The sequence below is a fragment of the Streptomyces sp. R44 genome (genome assembly GCF_041053105.1).
Classification (GTDB): Bacteria; Actinomycetota; Actinomycetes; order Streptomycetales; family Streptomycetaceae; genus Streptomyces.
Map to the genome: position 1 here is coordinate 4,961,627 of NZ_CP163444.1, position 20,403 is coordinate 4,982,029.

Annotated in this window: 15 protein-coding genes; 3 read left to right on the forward strand and 12 right to left on the reverse strand. The window is 72.6% G+C overall.

The window, feature by feature from the left end:
• Positions 1–64: 64 nt before the first annotated feature.
• From AB5J54_RS23170 to AB5J54_RS23185, 4 genes are all read right to left on the reverse strand, one after another.
• Complete coding sequence (locus tag AB5J54_RS23170; protein ID WP_369145831.1) at positions 65–3,496, reverse strand: hypothetical protein; 3,432 nt, start codon at positions 3,494–3,496, stop codon at positions 65–67.
• Between the two features lie 261 nt (positions 3,497–3,757).
• On the reverse strand, positions 3,758–4,582 hold the full coding sequence (locus tag AB5J54_RS23175) for an enoyl-CoA hydratase/isomerase family protein (protein WP_369145832.1): 825 nt from the start codon (positions 4,580–4,582) through the stop codon (positions 3,758–3,760).
• Between the two features lie 8 nt (positions 4,583–4,590).
• Positions 4,591–6,813 (reverse strand): acetate--CoA ligase family protein, encoded by a 2,223-nt coding sequence (locus AB5J54_RS23180; protein WP_369145833.1) that lies wholly within the window; start codon positions 6,811–6,813, stop codon positions 4,591–4,593.
• A gap of 183 nt (positions 6,814–6,996) precedes the next feature.
• Complete coding sequence (locus AB5J54_RS23185) at positions 6,997–8,157, reverse strand: flavin-containing monooxygenase (RefSeq protein ID WP_369145834.1); 1,161 nt, start codon at positions 8,155–8,157, stop codon at positions 6,997–6,999.
• Between the two features lie 183 nt (positions 8,158–8,340).
• On the opposite strand from AB5J54_RS23185, the gene AB5J54_RS23190 reads away from it, so the two are divergent.
• Together AB5J54_RS23190 and AB5J54_RS23195 are read left to right on the forward strand one after the other, a co-directional pair.
• Entirely contained in the window at positions 8,341–8,790 is a 450-nt protein-coding gene (locus tag AB5J54_RS23190; protein ID WP_369145835.1) for a DoxX family membrane protein, read from the forward strand.
• Positions 8,790–9,179 (forward strand): Zn-ribbon domain-containing OB-fold protein, encoded by a 390-nt coding sequence (locus AB5J54_RS23195; protein WP_369145836.1) that lies wholly within the window; start codon positions 8,790–8,792, stop codon positions 9,177–9,179. Before AB5J54_RS23190 ends, AB5J54_RS23195 begins: the two co-directional genes overlap by 1 nt.
• Here the strand turns inward: AB5J54_RS23195 and AB5J54_RS23200 are convergent.
• From AB5J54_RS23200 to AB5J54_RS23220, 5 genes are all read right to left on the reverse strand, one after another.
• Positions 9,176–11,149 carry a protein kinase gene (locus AB5J54_RS23200; protein ID WP_369145837.1) on the reverse strand — a complete coding sequence of 658 codons (1,974 nt, stop codon included), beginning with the start codon at positions 11,147–11,149 and terminating at the stop codon, positions 9,176–9,178. The genes AB5J54_RS23195 and AB5J54_RS23200 overlap by 4 nt on opposite strands.
• A gap of 116 nt (positions 11,150–11,265) precedes the next feature.
• Entirely contained in the window at positions 11,266–13,542 is a 2,277-nt protein-coding gene (locus tag AB5J54_RS23205) for a VCBS repeat-containing protein (RefSeq protein ID WP_369145838.1), read from the reverse strand.
• Between the two features lie 66 nt (positions 13,543–13,608).
• Complete coding sequence (locus AB5J54_RS23210; RefSeq protein WP_369145839.1) at positions 13,609–15,735, reverse strand: FG-GAP repeat domain-containing protein; 2,127 nt, start codon at positions 15,733–15,735, stop codon at positions 13,609–13,611.
• A 155-nt stretch (positions 15,736–15,890) separates the two neighbouring features.
• Positions 15,891–16,454 carry a nitroreductase family protein gene (locus tag AB5J54_RS23215; RefSeq protein ID WP_369145840.1) on the reverse strand — a complete coding sequence of 188 codons (564 nt, stop codon included), beginning with the start codon at positions 16,452–16,454 and terminating at the stop codon, positions 15,891–15,893.
• 46 nt (positions 16,455–16,500) lie between these two features.
• Positions 16,501–17,565 carry an LUD domain-containing protein gene (locus tag AB5J54_RS23220; RefSeq protein WP_369145841.1) on the reverse strand — a complete coding sequence of 355 codons (1,065 nt, stop codon included), beginning with the start codon at positions 17,563–17,565 and terminating at the stop codon, positions 16,501–16,503.
• A gap of 152 nt (positions 17,566–17,717) precedes the next feature.
• Here AB5J54_RS23220 and sigJ point away from each other — a divergent pair, with 152 nt between their 5' ends.
• Complete coding sequence (gene sigJ, locus AB5J54_RS23225; protein WP_369145842.1) at positions 17,718–18,602, forward strand: RNA polymerase sigma factor SigJ; 885 nt, start codon at positions 17,718–17,720, stop codon at positions 18,600–18,602.
• Here the strand turns inward: sigJ and AB5J54_RS23230 are convergent.
• Genes AB5J54_RS23230 through AB5J54_RS23240 form a run of 3 tightly spaced genes read right to left on the reverse strand, consistent with a single transcriptional unit; the run spans position 18,595 to position 20,320 of the window.
• Positions 18,595–19,218, reverse strand: a complete 624-nt coding sequence (locus tag AB5J54_RS23230) for an HAD family hydrolase (protein ID WP_369145843.1) — start codon at positions 19,216–19,218, stop codon at positions 18,595–18,597. The genes sigJ and AB5J54_RS23230 overlap by 8 nt on opposite strands.
• Positions 19,215–19,460 carry a DUF397 domain-containing protein gene (locus tag AB5J54_RS23235; RefSeq protein ID WP_369145844.1) on the reverse strand — a complete coding sequence of 82 codons (246 nt, stop codon included), beginning with the start codon at positions 19,458–19,460 and terminating at the stop codon, positions 19,215–19,217. The genes AB5J54_RS23230 and AB5J54_RS23235 overlap by 4 nt, the downstream gene beginning before the upstream one ends.
• The gene (locus tag AB5J54_RS23240; RefSeq protein ID WP_369145845.1) at positions 19,457–20,320 is read right to left on the reverse strand and encodes a helix-turn-helix domain-containing protein; all 864 of its coding nucleotides are present in this window, start codon (positions 20,318–20,320) and stop codon (positions 19,457–19,459) included. Before AB5J54_RS23240 ends, AB5J54_RS23235 begins: the two co-directional genes overlap by 4 nt.
• Positions 20,321–20,403: the final 83 nt, after the last annotated feature.

Below are 20,403 nucleotides of genomic sequence, written 5' to 3' on the forward strand. Positions count from 1 at the left end.
ACCACTCATTGAAACTGACGGTGCGTCAGATGGGAAGCCCTCGGGGACGACGGCCACCGATCGCCTATCCGGCGACCGTCACCGTGGCCCGGGTCCAGGCGACACCCGCCGTGTGCCCGGTCCGGTAGGCCGTCACGCGGACGGTGATCTTCAGCCCGCGCTGGGCCTTCGTCAGCAGGAACGTCGTCTTCGTGGCCCCGCTGATCGCCCGCCCGTTCGCGTACCACTGGTACGCGTACGAGGTCGGCGCCGGCGTCCACGTACCCCGGTTCACGGTGAGCGTCCGCCCGACCCGGACCGTGCCCGTGACGTACGGAACGACCGTCGCCTTCGGCGCGAGACCCACGCCGACGGTGTACGCGCCCGTCGTGTACGCCCCGTTCAGGTGCCCGGTCCGCAGCGCCGTCACGGTCACCGTCAGCTTCTTGCCGAGGACGGACGCGGCGGGCACGTACGAGACCCCGGTCGCCCCCGCGATCGCGACGCCGTTCGCCCGCCACTGGTAGGCGTACGAGGTCGGCGTCGGCGACCAGGTGCCGACGACCGCGGTCACCTTGCTCCCGACCCGCACGGTCCCGGAGACGGACGGCACCTTGGTGGGCTGGGGCGCGAGGCCCTTCACCACCACGGCGGCACTCGTCGCCGTGACGACGGGATGCCCGGCCTTCCGCGCGGTCACGGCCACGGACAGCTGCTTGCCCTGGAGCGCGGCGGGGATCGTGTACGTGGACGCCGTGGCTCCGGCGATCGCGACCCCGTCGGCCCGCCACTGGTACGCGTACGACTCCGGCGCAGGCGACCAGGTCCCGGCGTTCGCCGTGACCTTCCCGCCGATCACGGCGGTGCCGGCGACGACGGGGGCGACCGTGGTGTGGAGGGGGGCGATGACGGTGACGGTGCCGAGGGAGTACCGCTCGCCGTCGTGCGTGAGCACGCTCAGGCTCAGCGCGGTGCGCGGGGCGCTCGTCAGGTCCAGGGAGACCTCCATGCCCCGCCGGTCGGGCGTGACGGAGACGGTCGTCGACCGGGCGCGGTAGGTGCCGCCGGCGACCTCGACCACGTCCTTCTCGTGCAGCGCGGCTCCGGTGACCTTCATCGTGATCGTCCCGGCGCCGACGGTGCCGGGGCCGACGGCGGTGACCGTGCGGGTCACGGTGCCGCAGCCGTACGGGCAGTACGCCGTGGCCTGTACGTCGGTCGGGGCCTGCGCGGGAATCGACGGCAGCCCGATCACGAGGGTCGTCGGCCGGGGGTCGCCGCCGTAACTGTCCTCGGACGGCACGCTGCAGCTGTAGTACCCGCTGCTGGTCCGGTCGCAGACGCTCTGGCCGGCCGTCCCGTCGTACAGCCACGGCGTCGGCGACTTCAAGCGTTCGAGCGCGGGCGCGAACGACAGCTTGAGCCAGTCGTACGACGCCGTCGGGAGCACCGCGCACAGCGCCGGCTTCTGCTCGCTCAGCGTTCCGGCGAGCGGCCCGAAGCCGTAGGTGACGTCCGGAACCCTGACGCACTCGGGTGCGGGCCCGGTGGCCGTGCCGATGCGGAGGGCGTCGAAGCGGTAGGCGGGGGCGGTGGTGTCACCCGTGCCGACCTCGACGATCGCCTGGTAGCCGGTGGACCCGGTGACGGCGCAGCCCGAAGCGAAGTCCTCGCACGCGGCCTCGCCGTTCGCGTCGTACACCCCGAATCCGGTCGCGCGCCCCGCCGCCGTGTACCGGACGTTCAGGTGCAGGGTGTCCCGCGCGTCGGCCGTGGTCACCCGGTGGCACAGGAGCGTGCCGGGCTCGGCCGGGACACCCTCCGGGGAGGGGGCGCCCACCGCCGTGGCGGGGGTCTCCACACAGCCGCGTGCGGTGCCGGTGACGTCCCGGCGGGTGAGGGTGTGCTCGGCGGGCCTGCCGTCGCCCTGGACGAGGACCGTGTACGAGAGGCCGGGGACCAGGACGCAGTCCAGCAGGTTCTCCCCGTACGCCTGGTCGGCGCAGGCCTGCTCGCCGTGCTCGTCGAGGACGCTGATGTCGAGGGCCCGGCTGGCACCCGACACGGGGGCGAGGGTCATCAGCTCGTGCGCGGAGTGGTCGTCCGCGGGGATCGTCAGGCAGTCGGCGAAGACGTCGACGCCGGTGCTCAGGGTCGCCCGGGCCGAGTCCGTGCCGAAGTCGCCCGCGGGGAAGGCCCGGCAGTCGCTCGGCGCGTCCGTGCGGCGGACGACGAGTGCGTAGGAGCCGGTGGCCGCGCTCACGTATCCCCTGTTCACGATGGCGCGGTAGGGGGCCGTGCCGCCGAGGACGCAGGTGCCCGCGGCCAGTACCGCATCGGACCAGCAGAGCGTGGTGCCGGTGGCGTCGAGGACCGTGAAGCCGCCGGGCTTCACGCCGTCGGCGGAGGTGGCTGCCAGGATCGCCACGTGGGCGCCCTGCGGCACGGGCAGGTTCACGCAGTCGACCTCGGCGGGCGCGGTGAAGGAGCCCTGATGGGGCCGGCCGAGCGACACGTCCTCGCAGCCCTCCGCGGCGGAGGTCCGGTCGAGGATCCGCACGGTGTCGCTGGTGACCAGGGTGTACGTGACGCCTGCGGTGAGCGTGCAGGAGACCAGATACTGGCAGATCCGTCCGTTCGGCCCGTAGATGCCGATCTCGCCGATGCCGCCGGACGCCGTGCGGCTCTCCAGCCCGTACGCGCTCGTCGCGGTCGGCGTGAAGGTCTTGCACTCGGCCGGGGGCGAGACCTCGGCGGGCGCGGAACCGTAGGGCGTCACGCCGACGACCGCGCATCCCGTCGGGTGGGAGAGCTGCCGGACCGTCAGGGTGTACGGGACGGGGTAGACGCCGGCGTTGGGGTCGAGGTGCGCGAGGACGCGGTAGCCGCCGACCCCGGCGGGCAGGACGCAGTCGTAGCCGACGCTGCAGAGCCACTTGCCCGTGTCGTCGGTGATCCACGCGCTGACGTTGGCGGAAGCGCGCGGCCCGAGGGCCGTCTTGACCAGCTCGCCCTGAGCGGCGGTGAAGGGGTGGCAGACCACGCCGAGGTCACCGGAGGAGGTCCCGGTCACCGGGGCCGTGCCGAAAGCGGTGTCGGCGGGGGCGGAGCAGCCGGGGCCCGCCATCAGCGGGACGACCGCGACCTGAGCGCTCGTCGAGCCACCACGGGTGAGGTCGAGCGTGTACGTGCCGGCGGCGAGCTCGCAGGGGCTGCTGGTCAGCTCGGGGCAGGCGACACGTGTTCCGCCGGAGAGGAACGTGATGTTCCCGATCCCGCCTTCCACGAGCACCCGGTGCAGGCCCGGCTTCTCCACGGTGACCGTGAAGCAGGCGTGGCCGTCCGGGCCCACCACGAACGGGCGGGACGCGTCGCCGGGGCCGTTCAGCGGGGCGAGGGGCAGGGCGGGGCAGGGATCGGCCGTCGGGGCCGGTGTCGGTTCGACCGTCGGTGTCGGTTCGACCGTCGGTGTCGGCGCGGGCGTCGGGTCCGTCGTGGGATCCGGCGTGGGCTCCATGGTGGGATCCGGCGTGGGATCCGTGGTGGGATCCGGCGTGGGCTCGGACACCACCGAGGGCGTCGACGACGCCGCCAGCGCCGTGCCCGTCGGGAGCAGGGGGCCCAGGAGGGCCGTCAGCAGGGCGGGAACCAGAAGAAGGGATCTTCCGGATCTTCGTGATCTTTTGCGCGAGCGCGCGGAGTTGGGCATTCCGTTCCCCCCGGAGCGGTGTGTGGCATATGCGGGCCACACTCTAGGGTTCCGGTACGACAGCCTCCGCTACCGCCCCTCGTACCGCGCCTCCCGCCGCTCCACGAAGCTCGCCACGCCCTCCTGGGCGTCCCTCGTCGTCATGTTGATCTCCTGGGCCGACGCCTCCGCCGCGAAGGCGACGGTGCGGTCCACGTCCAGGGAGGCGTTGACCAGTTGTTTCGTGAGGGTCAGGGCCCGTGTCGGGCCCTGGGCGAGGCGTTCGGCCCATTCCCGGGCCGTCTTCGGCAGCTCCTCGGCCGGGACGACCCGGTTCACCAGGCCCATGCCGAGCGCCTCCGTCGCCGACACCGCATCGCCGAAGAACATCAGCTCCTTCGCCCGCTGCGGCCCGATCAGCCGGGGGAGCAGGTACGCGCCGCCGCCGTCGGGGACCAGGCCCCGGCGGACGAACACCTCGATGAAGCGTGCCGAGTCCGCCGCGAGCACCAGGTCGCAGGCGAGGGCGAGGTGGGCCCCGATCCCGGCCGCCGTCCCGTTCACCGCCGCGATCACCGGCTTCTCGCAGTCCAGTACGGCGGAGATGAAGCGCTGCGCGCCGAGCCGGATCATCCGCGCCACGTCCCCGGCCACCCTCCCCCGGCCTCCGGCCGGGGGGACCCCCATCTCGCTTCGCTCGCCCGTCGACGGCGCGCCCCGCAGGTCCGCGCCCGCGCAGAAGCCGCGGCCGGTGGCCGTCACCACCACACAGCGCACCTCCGGGTCGGCGGAGGCGTCCGCGAGCAGGGCGATGATCCGCTCCCGCTGGTCCCAGGTGACCGCGTTCATCGCCTCGGGGCGGTTGAGCGTGATCCATGAGACGCCGTTCTCGACGGTGTGCAGGACGTCGGACACAGGAGCTCCTATCGGCAGACCGCGAGGGCGTCCAGGGCCACCGCCCCCTGCCCGCGCGGCAGCACCATCAGCGGGTTGATGTCCAGTTCGGCGAGGTCGCCGTCGAGTTCGAGGGCCATTCGCTGGACCCGGAGCACGACCTCGACGAGCGCGTCGACGTCGGCCGGCGGGGCGCCGCGTACGCCGTCGAGCAGGGCCCGGCCGCGCAGTTCGCCGAGCATCGAGCGGGCCTCGTGCTCCCCGAAGGGCGGGACGCGGACGGCGGTGTCGTTCAGGACCTCGACGAGGACGCCGCCGAGGCCCACGGTGACCGTCGGGCCGAAGAGTTCGTCGTGGGTCACGCCCACCACCATCTCGACCCCGCGCCCGACCATCTGGCAGACGAGGATGCCGTCGAGGTCCACCGACTCGTACCGGGCGATGTCCGTCAGCTCGCGGTAGGCGTCCCTCACCTGGCTCGCCGAGGTCAGGCCGACCTTCACCAGGCCCAGCTCCGTCTTGTGCGCGAGCTGGGCGCCCGAGGCCTTCATCACGACCGGGTAGCCGACGAGCCCGGCGGCCCGGACGGCCGCCGCGGCGCTCGTCACGAGCTGCTCGCGCGGCACCCGTATCCCGTACGCCCGGAGCAGCTGCTTCGCCGCGTGCTCGCTGAGCCGCCGGCCGGGGCGCAGGAGGGCCTGGGCCTTGCGCAGGGACGGGGAGGGGGTGCGGGGGGCCTCGTCGAAGGGGGAGCGGTAGGCGGCGGTGAAGCGGTGGTGGTCGAGATAGGCCTTCACGGCCCCGATGCAGTTGGAGAAGGTACGGAAGGTGGCGACGCGCGAGGAGCCGAGGAGGGTCGTGCGGTACGCCTCCTCCGTGCCGACGGGGGAGCCCCAGACCACGCACACCAGCTTGTCGGTGGCCTCGGCGGCGTCGACGAGGTCCTGGGCGAGCTTGTCGCTCATCGGGGGGAAGGGGCCGGTGATGGGACAGATCAGCACCCCGACCGACGGATCGGCGAGGATCGCGTCGATGATCTTCCGGCCGCGCCAGTCGCCCACCGGGTGCCCGCCGTTGTCGACGGGGTTGGCGACGTTCAGGTAGTCCGGGATCCACTGGTGGAGTTCGTCCTGCTTGGCCTGCGGGAGCACCGGCAGGGAGAGGCCGGCCGCCGTGGCCAGGTCGGCGAAGTGGGCTCCCGTACCGCCGGAGATGGAGTAGACGACGACGCCGTCGGCGACCGGCCGGCGCGCGCGGGCGAGGAGGGCCGAGGTGTCCTGGAGCTGGTCGAGCCCGTCGACCCGGATCACCCCGTACTGCCGCATGGCCGCGTCGACGACCCGGTCGGCGCCGGTGAGCTTCCCGGTGTGGGAGGCGGCGGTGCGGGCGCCGGTCTCGGTGCGGCCGACCTTCACGGCGACGACGGGGACGCCCTCGCGCGCGGCCCGGTCGGCGGCGAGGAGGAAGGAGCGGCCGTCCTTGAGCCCCTCGACGTAGCAGGCGATGGCCCCGACCTCGGGGCGTCCGGCGAAGTACGAGAGGAAGTCGGCGGTCTCCAGGTCGGCCTCGTTGCCGGTGGGCGCCCAGTGGGAGAGGCGGACGCCGAGCTCCTGGAGGGTGAAGACGGGCCGTCCCTGGTGGCCGGACTGGGTGATGAGGGCGACGGCGGGGCCTTCGAGGTCGTCGCGGAAGCGCTCGAAGGCGTTGAGGTTGGTGTTGGGGCCGAGGAGGCGGAGCCCGGAGCGGCGGACGGCGGCGGCGAGGCGTTCCTGTGCGGCGGCGCCGGTCTCGCCGGTCTCGGCGAAGCCGGAGGCGAAGGCGACGGCGAACTTCACCTTGGTCTCGGCGAGTTCCTCGATCACGGGGAGCGGGTCGGCGACGAGGAGGACGGCGAGGTCCACGGGTTCGGCGAGCGCGCCGACGGAGGGCACGCAGTCGATCCCGAAGACGCTCGTACGCGTCGGGTGGACGGGCACGAGCCGGGCGCCGACCCGTTCGGCCCAGGCGAGCAGCTGCCGGGTGATGCCGGTGTTGGGCCGTCCCTCGGCGTCGGAGGCGCCGATCACCGCGACGGACTCGGGCCGGAAGAACCGGTCGAGGTCGGGGACGGGCAGGTGCAGGGGCCGCCCGCTGACGTCCAGGTCGCCGGCGACGGCGGTGACGCCGTGCACGGCGTCCCTGGGTGTCTCTCCGCAGGCGACCACGCGGGCGCGGAGATCGGTGGTGAAGGTGCCGTGAGTCGATCCGAGCATCGTTCCGCTCCACCCTTCCGCCCAAGACAGATGACCTGACGTTCAGTCAGATTACAGAACTGACGGGTAGTCAGGAATAGGCGTGCGTGGAGGGGATTCACGGGCTCGCGCACCGGGACCGGCTCTCCGGCCACTGACCCGCCGGCCCTCCGGCTCCCCTCGGGGCGCCGGAGGGCCGGGCGCTCACCGTCCGGAGGGGCGGGTCCGCGCGATCCGTCGCGCGATCCGCTCCGCGTCCCGGGCCAGCTCGCGGAACATGCCGCTGATCGGGTTCGTGAAGCCCGTGAAGTACAGGCCGGGGGTCTCGCGCGGACTCCGCGGTCCGTGCGTCACCGGCAGCCCTCGGCCGTCGAGGACGTCGAGGTGGCCGAGGAGCGGTTCCAGGGCGCGACGGTAGCCGGTCGCCGCGATCACCGCGTCCGGGGTGATCCGGCTGCCGTCCGCCAGGACCACCTCGCCGTCCTCGAAGGCCTCCACCGCGGCGACGATCTCGACCTTCCCGGCCCGCACGGCGTCGATCAGGCCGACGTCCTGCACCGGGATCGCGCCCTCCCGCTGCCGGGTGGCGAGCCCCTTGTCCGGCCGGGGCAGCCCGTACGCCGTGAGGTCCGGCACGGCGAACCGGGCGGACAGCGCGCCCAGTCGGTCGACCAGTGCCACCGGCAGCCGCCGCACCAGGATCCCGGACCGCTGGGCCGGCCAGCCGAGGGTCGTGCGGCGCACGATGTGCGGGACCGTCCGCACCGCGAGCCGCACCCGGGCCGCGCCGCCCCCGGCGAGGTCGGCGGCTATCTCGGCGCCGGTGTTGCCGATGCCCACGACGAGGACGTCCTTCCCGGTGTACGGCTCCGGGTTGCGGTAGGTCCGGGCGTGGCTCAGCTCGCCCGCGTACGCGTCGCGGCCGGGCCACTCGGGCAGCCGCGGGGTGTGGTTGTACCCGGTGGCCACCACCACGGCGCGCCCGGTGAGCCGGCGCCCGCCGGTGGCGTGGAGGAGCCAGTCCTCGCCCGCCCGCTCGATCCGGTGGACCTCGACCCCGGTCACGACCTCCAGCTCGTGCTTCTCCGCGTACGTCTCCAGGTACCGCACGACGTCCGCGCGGGCGACCCAGCGGCCGAAGGAGCGGGGCATCTTCAGGCCGGGGAGGGCGGAGAGCCGCCGGGTGGTGTGCAGCCGCAGCCGGTCGTAGTGCGCGCGCCAGGAGGCGCCGACGGCGTCGGACTTCTCCAGGACGACGGCCCGCACGCCCCGCGCGCGCAGGGCGGCGGCGACGGCGAGCCCGCCGGGTCCGCCGCCGATGACGTACACGGGATGGACGGGAGGTGCGGGGGGTGTGGTGGCCATGAATGCAGAGCGTAATGACGTGTACACGCCGTGGGTCTCGGTCAAGAGGGGATTTCGGTTGCGAATCGGTCACGTGGAGAGCCCGCCGCCGTCCGCCCGCGTGCCCGCCCCTTGCGCCCGCCCGCCGCTCTGCGCTGAACTGACGTATCGTCAGATTCGCCTCGACGAGATCGCGAGGGCCCCATGCAGACCGTCTGGCTCACCGGCGCCGAATGGCTCGCCGTCCTCCGCATCGGCCTCGGCCTGTGGTGGCTGGAGAGCTGGCGCCACAAGGACAAGAAGGGCTGGTTCGAACGCGGCACCGGCATCGCCTGGGCCGCGGACGTGGCCGGCAGGCACAGGTGGCCGGCCGTGAAGAACGGCTTCGACACCGTCGTCGCCCCCCGCCCCAAGCTCATGGCGTACGTCGTCGTCTACGCCGAACTCGCCCTCGGCCTCGGCCTGATCACCGGCTTCCTCACCCCGATCGCCCTCGTCGGCGGCCTCCTCCTCAACCTCCTCTACCTCGTCCTGATGATCCACGACTGGGCCGAGCAGGGGCAGAACGCGATGATGGCGCTCATCTCCCTCGTCGCCCTCCTCGCCCTGTCCTGGCAGACCTGGTCCCTCGACTCCGCGATCGGACTCTTCTGATGACGGCCACACCGGACATCGACGCGTTCACCCGCCCCTACTGGGACGCCGCCGCCGAAGGACACCTGCTGCTTCGCCACTGCGCCGCCTGCGACCGCGCCCACCACTACCCGCGCGAGTTCTGCCCGTACTGCTGGAGCGAGGACGTCCGCTGGGAGCGGGCGAGCGGCCGCGCGACCCTCTACACCTGGTCCGTCGTCCACCGGAACGACCTCCCGCCCTTCGGCGGGCGCGTCCCGTACGTCGCGGCCGTCGTCGACCTCGCCGAGGGGCCGCGGATGATGACGGAGGTCGTGGGCGTGGCGGAGGGCGACCTGCGGATCGGGATGGAGCTGACCGTCACCTTCCGCGGGGAAGGTGACGTGACAGTTCCCGTCTTCGGGCTCTAGAGGGGGGAGATGTTCTTCCAGAGCTGACGGAGGTCGCCCGGGTTGCAGTCGGCCGACATCGTGAACGGGGGCCCGGCCACCAGGCACTGGCCGTTGCCCACGTTCTTGAGCGTCCGCCCGTTGGCCGTCGTGGCCTGGATGCGCCACGACTGCCCGCTGGAGCCGTCGCAGGGGGCGGTGGTGGCGCCGGGGTTCCCGTTCGGCTGGAGGCAGCGGCCGCTCTGCCGGTTGACCAGCCGGAAGGTGCCGTTCGCGCCGGGCGAGTACGTCCAGCTGTACCAGATGGGCTGGCCGGAGTTGTCCTTGGAGCCGCAGTCGTAGGCGTTGGCGAAGATGCCGAAGCCCGCGTTGTACTCGCCCAGACACTTGCCCTCGGACGCGTTCTTCAGGGAGTACGTCCCCGAGGGCGTCGAGCTCGACGGCGGTGGCGGGGCGGGCGCGTTCGTCGTCGGCTTCGGGGCCGGCCGGGTCGTGGTGCCGCCGGAGGGACCGGAGCCGGAGCCGCCCGAGGACGTGGAGGAGTTCGATCCGCCGCCCGTCACGGAGCCGCCGCCCGTCGCGGCCGCGCCCCCGCCGGAGCCGCCGGGGAGGGTGTCGGTGCCGCCCGCGCCGCCGCCGGCGGCGGCGTCCGGGGGCGGGGCCGTCGACCCGGCCGGCGGCTTCCCCGACGGCTTGGCGGACGGCTTCCCCGAGGGGTGCGCCGACGGCGTGCCCGACCCCGTCGACGGCGGTACGGAAGCGGGCTGCGAGGCCACCGTGGACGGCGACGCCTCCGGGGTCGCGCCGAGGCGGCCGACGTACGGGCTGAGGGCGACGGTCAGTGTGGTGCCGGTCGCCACGACGACGGGCACGGCGAACACGACGAACTTGTTGCGCCGCCACCGGGGCGTGGTCCCGGCGGCCTGACCGGTGACGGCCAGCGGGTCGGGCGCGGCGGTGGCCGGCTCCTTGGGGACCTGCGGGGTCAGCGAGGCCGTCGCCACGTCCCGGGTCGGGTCGGTCCGCTCCAGCTCCTCCAGCTGCTCGGCGGTCGGCGCCCCCGCGGCGAAGACGGCCCGCTCGGCGATCCGCTCGGCGACGGCCGCCGGCCAGACGGCGCCCGCCGCGTGCTCGTCGGCGAGCGCGACGAGCTCCTCGGCCGTCGGCCGGTCCGCCGGGTCCTTGGCGAGACACTTCCGGACGAGCTCCGCGAGCTCGGGGTCGCCCTCGGTGAGGCGCCCGAAGTCGGGCTCGCCGTGGACGACCCGGTAGAGCAGGTCGGGACCGGAACCGTCCCCGAACGGAGGCCGCCCGTTCGCCGCGTACAGCAGGAGGCTGCCGAGGCCGAACACATCGGCGGCGCCGGTCAGATCGCGGTCGGCGACGGCCTGCTCGGGCGCCATGTAGGCGGGGGTGCCGATGACCATGCCGGTCTTCGTCAGCCGGCTCTGATCGGCCGCGCGGGCCACGCCGAAGTCGATGAGAGAGAGGCCGCCGCCGGTCAGCATCACGTTCGACGGCTTGAGGTCGCGGTGCACCATGTCGGCGCCGTGCACCACCCGCAGCCCCGCCGCGGCCTCCCGGAGGAGCCGCCACAGGGCGCCGCCGGAGAGCGGGCCGCCGTTGAGGCGGATGGCCTCGTTGAGGGTGATCCCGGGGATGAACTCGGTCGCGAACCACGGCGGCTTCGCCGTGCGGTCGCTCGCGAGGAGCTTGGTGTTGGCGCCGGCGGGCAGCCGGGCCAGGTTGTCGAGCTCGTGTCCGAAGTGGCTGAGGAAGTCGGCGTCCTCGGCGAGCACGGGAAGGACCCGCTTCACCGCCGCGAACTTCCCGGGCACGGCGCCGAGATAGACCCGGCCCATGCCGCCGGACCCGAGCACGCCGAGGAGTCTGAAAGCCCCGATCTGCCGTGGGTCGCCCGCTTCGAGCGGCATCGCACCACTGCCGCTCAAACTGTCCGAAGTGGAGTGGTCCTCCGGTTCCCCCTGCATGCGGCACACAGTAGCCGAGCCCCCCTCATATCTGAACGTTGCTCAGGTTGCGGGGGCCCGGCGGTAACTCGACTGTGACGTAGCTCTGTTGGGGGTGGTCTGCGGAGCGCGTGCGCCTAGAAGACGGCGACGGTCGTCTTGTCGACGGGGACGTAGGCCTTCTTGCGGAGCTTGAAGGGGGCGTTCGCGTCACCGGTGCCCTCGTACAGGTAGCCGCCCGTACCCGAATAGGTGCTCGCGTCGGGGAAGGAGACGAACAGGTCGGGACGGCCGTCGCGGGTGGCGTCGCCGAAGCTGAAGAGCCGGGTGTAGCCGTTCCAGCCGCCGCCGACCCTCACGCGCGGACCGTAGGTGCCGTTGCCCTTGCCCGGGTACATCCACAGGACACCGGCGGCGTCACGGGCGAGGAGGTCCGCCGCCGGGGCGCCGCCGAGGTTGCCCGGCGCGATGATCTGGTTGTAGATGCCCCAGCCGGCGCCGATCTGCTTGCGGGCGCCGAGCGGGGCGTTGACGTTGCCGGTCCCGGGGTACAGCCAGAAGCCGCCGGACTTGTCGACGGCCAGGACGTCGGGCTTGCCGTCCCCGGTCATGTCCGCGGTGCCGTTGATCTTGTCGTACACCTGCCAGCCGGAGCCGATCTTGATCCGGGGGCTCAGGTTGGGCCAGGCACGGGAGTAGAGCCACAGGCCACCGCTCTTGTCCCGCGCGACGATCTCGGGGTCGGCGGTGCCGCCGAGATCGCCGGGGACCGTGAACCTGTCGTAGACGTTCCAGCCCGTCCCCCAGACGGGGCGGACGTCATCCCAGCTGACGAAATCGATGGAGGGGGAGTAGTCACCGTCGTACGACCCCATGCCGCCCGTGGGGCCCACCACGATCGGGTCCGGAGAGCCGTTGTCGCTGAAGTCGTGCGGGTGGGGCTTGTGGGTGACGGTGAACGTGCCGCGCTGCGACCACCCGGGCCCCACGTGGTCGAGCGGACTGACGGTGGCACACCACGTCCAGGTGCCGTTCGCCGCCTGGCCGTACGAGTTGAACTCCCCGTTGCGGTCGTGACGGCTGCCCTCCCAGGTGAGGCTGATGCTTCCGGGGCCGGACGGAGCGTCCTTGGCGGAGGCCTGCGCCCACCAGTCGTAGTTCCCCCAGGCGAACTCGCAATCCTGGTCGCCGTACGAGAGGGCGATGTCGGCGTAGACCCGGCCCCGGCTCACGTCGAACGTGAACGGGAACACGCCCCGGTTCTTGTCGAGGTCGATCACCTGCGGTATGCGCGGCGTCACCACGAGCTGCGTCGGCTCGCCGGTCGCGGCGACGAGCTGCCGGGTGATGGCGCCCTCGACGCCGGGGGCGACCCGGTACAGCCCCTCCTCGCCCGCGCCCTCCGTCAGGGAGCCGCCGCGCACCAGGAGGGCGCCGTCGGGGGCGGTGGCCAGACTGGTCGCGTGGGCGAGGAGCTGCTTCGCGGGCTCATCGTTCAGGGACTTGGCGTCGAAGGCCGTCTCGCCGTTCCGCATGGTCTCGTGGACCAGCCAGGAGCCCGTCAGGCCGAGCTCGACGTGCTTGTGGGCGCCGACGGGGAAACTGCGGGTCGCGCCGGTCTTCCGGTCGGTGACGACCACCACTCCGATGTCCTGGTTCGACGCGTCCTTCGTGTACTCGGTCCACGCGACGTGCGTGGCGGAGAGGGCGGCGAAGGGCGAGTCGGCGGCCGGATTCCGGTTCTCGTACGTCTTGGCGACCACTTCCGGGGCGGCCAGGTCGACCACGGCGAAGAGGGTCTTGCCGGCGGCCTGGAAGCCCACCATCGCGGTGCCGGAGATGGCCGCCCTGACCGTGAACGAACCGGCCCCGGCGGGCAGTCCGTAGACGGTGCGGTTGGTGATCATGCCGCTGACCGAGGCGCTGACCAGGTGGAGTTCGGTGGCGCCGGCGGGGGTCTTCACGCTGGTGAGGACGGTCGATCCGACCGCGCCGAAGGCGGTGTGGGTGCCGTCGGTCAGGGTCTTGAGGTCGATGTCGACCGGGGCCGCGCCGCCGGTCATGTCCTGGACGCGCAGGACGCGGTCGCCGACGGTGCTGACGAGGACGTCGGAGGCCGCGCCGAGGACGGCGGCCTGGGAGGCGACGACCGTCGAGGCGCCGCCTTCGTTCCGGGTCCAGCGGTACTCGCCGGAGGTGTTCCTGCTGAGGAAGCCCGTGGCGCCCGCGCTGACGATCTCGGAGGCGAGCGGGAACGGGGTCACCTCCCCGGCGGCGGCGGGCGCGGAGACGGCGGTGGTGGCGGCGAGCGCGGCGGGCGCCGTGGCCAGGGTGCCGGCGGTGACGGCGAGGGCGGCGGTGATCGCCGCGGTCAGGCGCCGGGACCGGGACGTCACACGAGAGGCGTGGGACAAGGTCGGTTCCTTCCGAGGAGCCCGGCGGCGCGAGGCCGCCGGGCCGGTGTGGAGCGGAGAAGAGAGTCAGGAGTAGTCGTTGAACGCGCCGGTCTCCCCCGCGTACAGCGCGGCGCGGTCGCGGTACGAGAACGGCCGGTTCCACGTGCCGATGGAGCGGTAGAGGTACGCGCCGGTCGGGCCGATCGCGAGGAGGTCGGGGCGGCCGTAGCGGTCCGCGTTCCCGACGGGGACGAGGTGCTGGTAGGCGTTCCAGCCGCCGCCGACCTTGACGCGCGGGGCGAAGGTGCCGTCGCCCTTGCCGAGGTACATCCACAGCACCCCGGCCCTGTCGCGGGCGAAGACGTCCCCGGCCGGCGCGCCGACGCTGTTCCCCGTGGCGACGACCAGGTCGTAGACGCCCCAGCTCGTGCCGATCTTCTTGCGGGCCCCGAGGGGGGTGTTGGCGTTTCCGGTGCCAGGGTAGAGCCAGAGGCCGCCGGACCTGTCGGTGGCGAGCACGTCGGCCCTGCCGTCTCCGGACACGTCGCTGCCTGCGGCGATCTTGTCGTAGATCTGCCAGTTGGTTCCGATCTTCACGCGGGGCGTGAACCCGCCGTCGCCCTTGCCCTGGTAGAGCCAGAGGCCGCCGTTCCGGTCCCGGGCGAGGAGGTCGTCCGTGTCGGAGCCGCCGAGGTTCCCGGCCGCCTCGATCCGGTCGTACGCCTGCCAGCCCCCGCCCAGCGAGGAACGGCCGGCCGAACGGAGCACGTTGTCGGGGTAGGTGGTGTCGTCGCGCCACAGCCGGCCGGCCGCGTCCCTCGCGAGGACGTCGGGCGTGCCGTTGCCCGTGTAGTCGTGCGCGGCGGTCACGCGGGCCACCGTGATCGCCCCCGAGGAGCGGACGGCCTCGCCGATGCCGTTGAGCGGAGTGGCCGTGAGCTCCCACGTGTAGGCGCCGCTGGGGATGGGCCTCTCCTCGTACAGGCCGCCCATGAAGTGGTTGATCGTGGTGGGAGGGTTGCTCCATGAGCCGTTGAACGTGTCGGTCACGGTCTTGCCGGTGGTGGTGTGGCGCAGGGTGAGTTCGCAGCGCACATTGGTCCGGGAGACGCCCCAGGAGAACAGAATGCCCTTGTTCCACGTGCTGAGCGTGACGGCCTCGGGCACGGTCGCCACCGGCACCCCGAGCTCGACGGACTCGCCGCTGCCCGCCAGGAACTCGGCGGTCGGGGTGCCGTCGGCGGCCGGCGAGATCCGGTAGAGGCCCTCGCCGTGCTCCTTCGTACCGCCGCGTGCAAGGAGGGAGCCGTCAGGGGCCACGGCCGAGGACGAGCGGTGGTCGAGCAGCCGTACGGTCCGGCCGTCCGCGTGGTGTGCGACCAGCGGGACCAGGTCCGGGTGCTCGGCCCTGGTCAGTCCCTGCCGGTCGGCGGTGAGGAACCAGTCCCCGAGTGCCTCCACCGACGCCTGGCGGCCCGTGCCCAGAGGCGTGACCGTGCGCGCGCCGGTGGCCCGGTCGAGAACGGTCAGATTGAGGGCGTAGTCCGGGGAGTCGTTCCACATGTGGTCGACCCACGCGAGGCGGGACTTCGTGGCGGTGAAGTCCGGAGACGGCACATCGGAGAACGCCTGGGTGACGGTGCCCGTGGCGATGTCCACGAAGGACAAGGGCCGTCCCGTGTCCCCCGGGTGGCTCACCGCGAATTCTCCGGACTGCGTGGGCACGACCTTGCGCGTATGCCAAGGCGCGACCACGTCGGGGACGGGCCGGTCCGTGATCCGGTCGCCCTCCTTGCTCACCAGGTGCAGCTGGTCGCCGGCCCACACGGCGAGCGTCGTGCCGCTGACCGCGGCGGCCTCGAACGTGAAGCCCCGGCCGCTCAGGTCGATCGTCACGGGCTCGGCGCCGGTGGCCATGTCGTAGAGCCGGAAGACGTTCGGCGCGGTCGTCACGCCGACGACGTCCGACCGGATCTCGCCGATCGGGGTCCCCGGGAGCTCGGTCGTCGAGCCGTCGGAGAAGCGGGTCCAGAGGAGCTTCTCGCCCTTGCTGAGGAAGCCGGTCGCTCCGGCGCCGACGATCTCGCTCCTGGCGGGGAAGGACAGCGCGGCCTGCTGCCCGGTGGCCGGGGCCGCGGGGCCGGCCGTGGTGGCGGCGGTCGCGGGGGCGGCGGCGAGCGCGCCGCCGGTCAGCGCGAGCACAGTGGCCACGCTGACCGCCAATGTGCGGGATGCGCGAAGCATGGTGATATCCCCCCGGTCAAGGCATTGGGGACGCTTCGTGCGCCCTCACCTCATGAGACCCACGAGTCGCCGGAGGGGTTGTACGGCAATCAACTTGAGTTCGAAGGTGGGGTGAACGGGCCCTACGCCGACGGCGCCCAAGGCCCCGACAGCAGCTCCTCGACACTGCGCCGGTCCCGGCCCTCCGGCGGCTCCCCGGCCGCCTTCCCCAGGGCGACCATCGAGACGACCGCCCATCCCGGGTTCGGGTCGAGCTCCTTGGTGAGGCCCTCCATGTCGAAGGCCCGGAACTGGTGCGACGCCAGACCCAGCGCCTCCGCCTGGAGGGTCATGTGGGCGATGGCCTGCCCCAGGTCGTAGTCCGCGAACTCCGAGTACAGCACCTCCGTGCCGTCCACATGGCGGCGCGTCAGCGTCACGACCAGCAGCCCCGCGTCCACCGCCCACCGGGCCGAGCTGGGCGCCAGGTGCCGGACCACCCGCTCGTGGTCCGGCTCACCCGGCCGGCTCACGAAGAAACCCCACGGCTGGGAGTTCCCGGCGGACGGCGCCCACCGCGCCGCTTCGAGCAGCAGGCGCAGGGACGCGTCGTCGACGACCGCCGACGGGTCGAAGCGGTACGGGCTGAACCGCCCGACCAGCAGGGGATGTATGCCGCCGCCGGACGGTTCCTGATCACGTCGCATGCTCGGGTCCAACCGGCCCCCGCGCAGCGCTATTCCGGCCGCCGTCCTAGTACCCGACGGCCTCCCGGAGCAGCAGCACCGTGCCGCGCCCCGGGTGCGGATCCGCGTGGAGGACGAGGAGGCGGTTGACCGCGCTGTCCTGCCCGTACACCGCCTGGCAGCGGGAGTTCTCCAACGGCAGGACGTGCTCCTCGACGCGCCGCAGGGCCGCGCCCAGGTCCGGCACCACCTTCTGCGCGCCCACGACCCACACCGCGTGCGCGGCGCCGCCCGCGTTGGCCGGGAGCTGGCTGCCGCTGCCCGAGGCGAGGACGAGCGAGCCGGTCTCGGTGACGGCGGCGACGCTGTTCACGACGTAGTCGGGGCAGGCGGCCAGCCTCCGGATCTCGTCGGCGCCGGTCGCCCGGTCGATCGACAGGATGCGCGGCCTGACGGCGTCGTACGCGCCGCCGGCGTTCAGGTCCTCGTCGATGCCGGAGAGCCGGAGGGTCTCGCTGGCCCCGGTGAACACGCTGGAGCCCTCGGGGATCAGCTCCTTGATCCGGGTCCGCGCCTCCGCGACGTCGTCGAGGATCTCGACGGCGAAGTTGTTGGCCCGCAGCGCGGCGGCCACCCGTTCGAGACGCTCGTCCGTCGCGGGGGCGGTGAAGGACGCGGCCGGGGCGGACCTGGCCGAGGCGGGCGCCGTACCCGCCAGCGGGGAGGTGTCGAGATACCTCACCTCGTACACCCGCTCCGCGAACCGCCAGCCTTCCTCCGTCCGCCGGTAGCGGTCGTGGTAGACCGCGTAGTTCTGGCCCTGCCGTCCGTCGAGGGTGCGCGCGATCTCCTGGATGTACGCGCGGCCGGTCGCCGTGTCGCCGTCGAGCTCGATCGTGCCGGGGTGGGTGTTCTGCACGAAGAAGTCCCACTGGGCCTGCAGCCGCTCGCCCCCGGCGATGATCTCCTCCCGGCCGATCTGCTCGACGGGGATGTTCGGCATGCGCAGGGCGCCGTCCGGGGTGAACAGCGCCGCCAGACGGGGCCGGTCGCGCATCATCACCGCGTCGGTGAACTCGCCGCGCAGCGCCTCGATCTCGACGCGGTCCGCGATGGCCTGGAAGTCGTTCATCGGGGTTCTCCTCTCGCTCCTGCTGACGTCTCCACCGAGAGGACAAGGCAGCCCTCCGGAATGTGAGGTGGCGCGACGGCCTGACATTCCGGAGGGCTGCCCTGTCCTATACGGGGAGAGGCACACACACGAGCGAGGGAGACGGCCGGACCATGACCACGGGAGCCGAGATCATGAGCGAGCGGCGTCGGCTGATCAACCTCGGCTATCGGCTCCTCGGCTCCCTCGCGGACGCCGAGGACGTCGTGCAGGAGACCTACGCCCGCTGGTACGCCCTGTCCGCCCGCGAGCAGCAGGCCATCGAGCAGCCCGGCGCCTGGCTGATGACCGTCGCCGGCCGCATCTGCCTGAACCTGCTCGGCTCGGCGCGGGCCCGGCGCGAGACGTACGTGGGCGACTGGATCCCGGAACCGCTGCCGGAACCCACCGAGGGCGACGGCGGGAGCGACCCCGCCGACCGGATCACCCTCGACGAATCCGTGACGATGGCCTTCCTCGTCGTCCTGGAGGCGATGACCCCCGCCGAGCGCGTCGCGTTCGTCCTGCACGACGTTTTCCGCTACCCCTTCGGCGAGGTCGCCGAGATCGTCGGCCGCACCCCGGCGGCCTGCCGCCAACTGGCCTCGTCGGCCCGCCGCCGCGTCCGTACGGCACAGAGCCCCGCGCGCCCGAGCGCGGGGCAGGCGGGCGTCGTGAGGAAGTTCAGGACGGCGTGGGAGGCCAAGGACATCGAGGCCCTGGTCGGCCTGCTCGACCCCGCCGCCGTCGCGACGGCCGACGGCGGCGGGCTCGCCGTCACCCACCTGCGCCCGCTCGTGGGCGCCGAGCGGATCGCGGAGGGCTATGCCGAGATCGCCCGTCTGTGGGACGGCCGGACGACGTTCCAGGAGCGCACGGTCAACGGCGTGCCCGGCCTGGTGGCCTGGCAGGACGGCGAGCTCGTGACCGTGTTCGCGTTCGAGATCGCGGACGACCGGATCAGGCACATCTGGGCGGTGCGGAACCCCGAGAAGCTCCGCCCCTGGAAGGTCAGCTGAGAGCGCCCAGAATCCGCGGCGCCGCCTCAGCGAGGGTCGGGAAGTGGCGGTGGGCGTCCGGGTGCGGGGCCGGGGTGTTGACGGTCCAGACCGTCATCCCGGCGTCGAGCCCGGAGCGGACCCCCGACGGCGCGTCCTCGATGACGAGGCACTCCGCCGGGTCGGCGCCCAGCTTCTCGGCGGCGGTGAGGTACGGGACGGGGGACGGCTTGCCCTCGGCCACGGAGGCCGCGTCGACGATGAGCCCGGGGAAGCGGAGGCCGGTCCGCTCGAACCGCCCCCGCACCCGGTGTTCGTAGTTCGACGTCACGAGCGCCCACCGGTCGGCGGGCAGCGCGCCGAGCAGCTCGACGGCCCCGTCGAAGGCCGAGTAGTCGCCCGTACGGACGTCCTCGTCCTCCAGCGCGTGCAGAAGGGCGAGGCACTCGTCCGGATCGGCGTCCGGCACGACGGCGGCGAAGGTCTCCACGGGCCGCGTCCGCAGGGCCGTGGCGTACACCTCGCCCCCGTCGAGCCCGTACCGCGCGGCCCACTCGTGCCAGACGCGGCGCTGGTTCTCGACGGCGTCCATGAGAGTGCCGTCGACGTCGAACAGAACGAACTTTATGGAGGTCACGCCCGGGATGCTACGTCCAGGAAGGCGGCCCAGGAGGCGGGCGAGACGGCGAGCTGGGGGCCGTGGGGGTTCTTGGAGTCGCGGATGTGGATGAGGGCGGGGTGGGCGGCGACTTCGATGCAGTTGCCGCCCTCGCCGCCGCTGTAGCTGGACTTCTGCCAGTCGTAGGCGACTTCGATGCAGTTTCCGCCCGAGGCGTCGCTGTAACTGCTCTTGAACCAGGCCAGATCAGCGGTGTTCATCGTTCTCCCAGCCGTTTCTCGATCCAATCCAGGGACTCCCGCTTGGTGAGTGCCTGTGATCGCAGGATCCCATAGCGCTCGGAGTAGTGCCGTACCTCTTCTGGGTCGACGATCAGTCGGGCATGGCCATAGATCTCGGTGTACGCGACCTCGCGTCGCCCCTTCGGGGTCAACAGCGTGAACGGACCTCCCAGGTACGGGTGTTCCGTGCCGTCCTGGGGAAGGATCTGCAGCTCCACCGTACGCCGCTGGGCCACCTCCAAGATGCGTAGTAGCTGCTCGCGGTGGACCTCGGGCCCGCCGAACGGTCGGAGCAGTACCGCTGCCTCCAGGACAAAGGTGATCGTCGGGATAGGCCACCGGTCGAAGATCGTCTGCCGCGAGATCCGGTCCGCCACTCGCTTCTCGACAGTCGCCTCGTCCAGCATCGGGCGGCTGCGCTCGAAGAGCGAGCGGGCATAGGCGGGCGTCTGGAGGAGGCCCGGGACCGCCTGCACCTCGTAGTAGTGGTTGGCCACCGCCTTCGCCTCCGCCTCCGCGAAGTCCTGGAACCAGTCCGGATGTCGGGTCCGCGCCCGGGCCAACGCCTCCCGCACGTCATCCACCGCCGCCACCAGCACACCCCCCGCCTTCACCGCAGGGTCCGCCCGCATCAGGAAGTCCGGCTGTGGGGTCCGTACGCCTCGCTCGATCGCGGAGACGAGGTCCTCGCTGCAATGCGTGATGTCCGCCAGGTCCGCCTGGCTCAGGCCCGCGTTCTTGCGCAGGACCTTGATGATCTTCCCGAGCGCACGGAACAGGTGCGCCGTGCCGTCCACCTCGGAGGGCCGTTCCGGCCGCTCCTCCTCGTTCCCCGACATCCGTACCGCCCTCTTGGCGTACCCGTACAGTTACCCAGCGTCGTCGCGTCGCTGCTGGTCAGCGTACGGCCGGGGGCCCAGGC

Coding starts and splice junctions, on each gene's coding strand:
- AB5J54_RS23180 (WP_369145833.1), bottom strand. CDS start 6,813: ATGCTCGGATCGACTCACGGCACCTTCACCACCGATCTCCGCGCCCGC.
- AB5J54_RS23170 (WP_369145831.1), bottom strand. CDS start 3,496: ATGGAGCCCACGCCGGATCCCACGACGGACCCGACGCCCGCGCCGACA.
- AB5J54_RS23185 (WP_369145834.1), bottom strand. CDS start 8,157: ATGGCCACCACACCCCCCGCACCTCCCGTCCATCCCGTGTACGTCATC.
- AB5J54_RS23220 (WP_369145841.1), bottom strand. CDS start 17,565: ATGAACGACTTCCAGGCCATCGCGGACCGCGTCGAGATCGAGGCGCTG.
- AB5J54_RS23200 (WP_369145837.1), bottom strand. CDS start 11,149: ATGCAGGGGGAACCGGAGGACCACTCCACTTCGGACAGTTTGAGCGGC.
- AB5J54_RS23240 (WP_369145845.1), bottom strand. CDS start 20,320: ATGTCGGGGAACGAGGAGGAGCGGCCGGAACGGCCCTCCGAGGTGGAC.
- AB5J54_RS23235 (WP_369145844.1), bottom strand. CDS start 19,460: ATGAACACCGCTGATCTGGCCTGGTTCAAGAGCAGTTACAGCGACGCC.
- AB5J54_RS23215 (WP_369145840.1), bottom strand. CDS start 16,454: ATGCGACGTGATCAGGAACCGTCCGGCGGCGGCATACATCCCCTGCTG.
- AB5J54_RS23195 (WP_369145836.1), top strand. CDS start 8,790: ATGACGGCCACACCGGACATCGACGCGTTCACCCGCCCCTACTGGGAC.
- AB5J54_RS23190 (WP_369145835.1), top strand. CDS start 8,341: ATGCAGACCGTCTGGCTCACCGGCGCCGAATGGCTCGCCGTCCTCCGC.
- sigJ (WP_369145842.1), top strand. CDS start 17,718: ATGACCACGGGAGCCGAGATCATGAGCGAGCGGCGTCGGCTGATCAAC.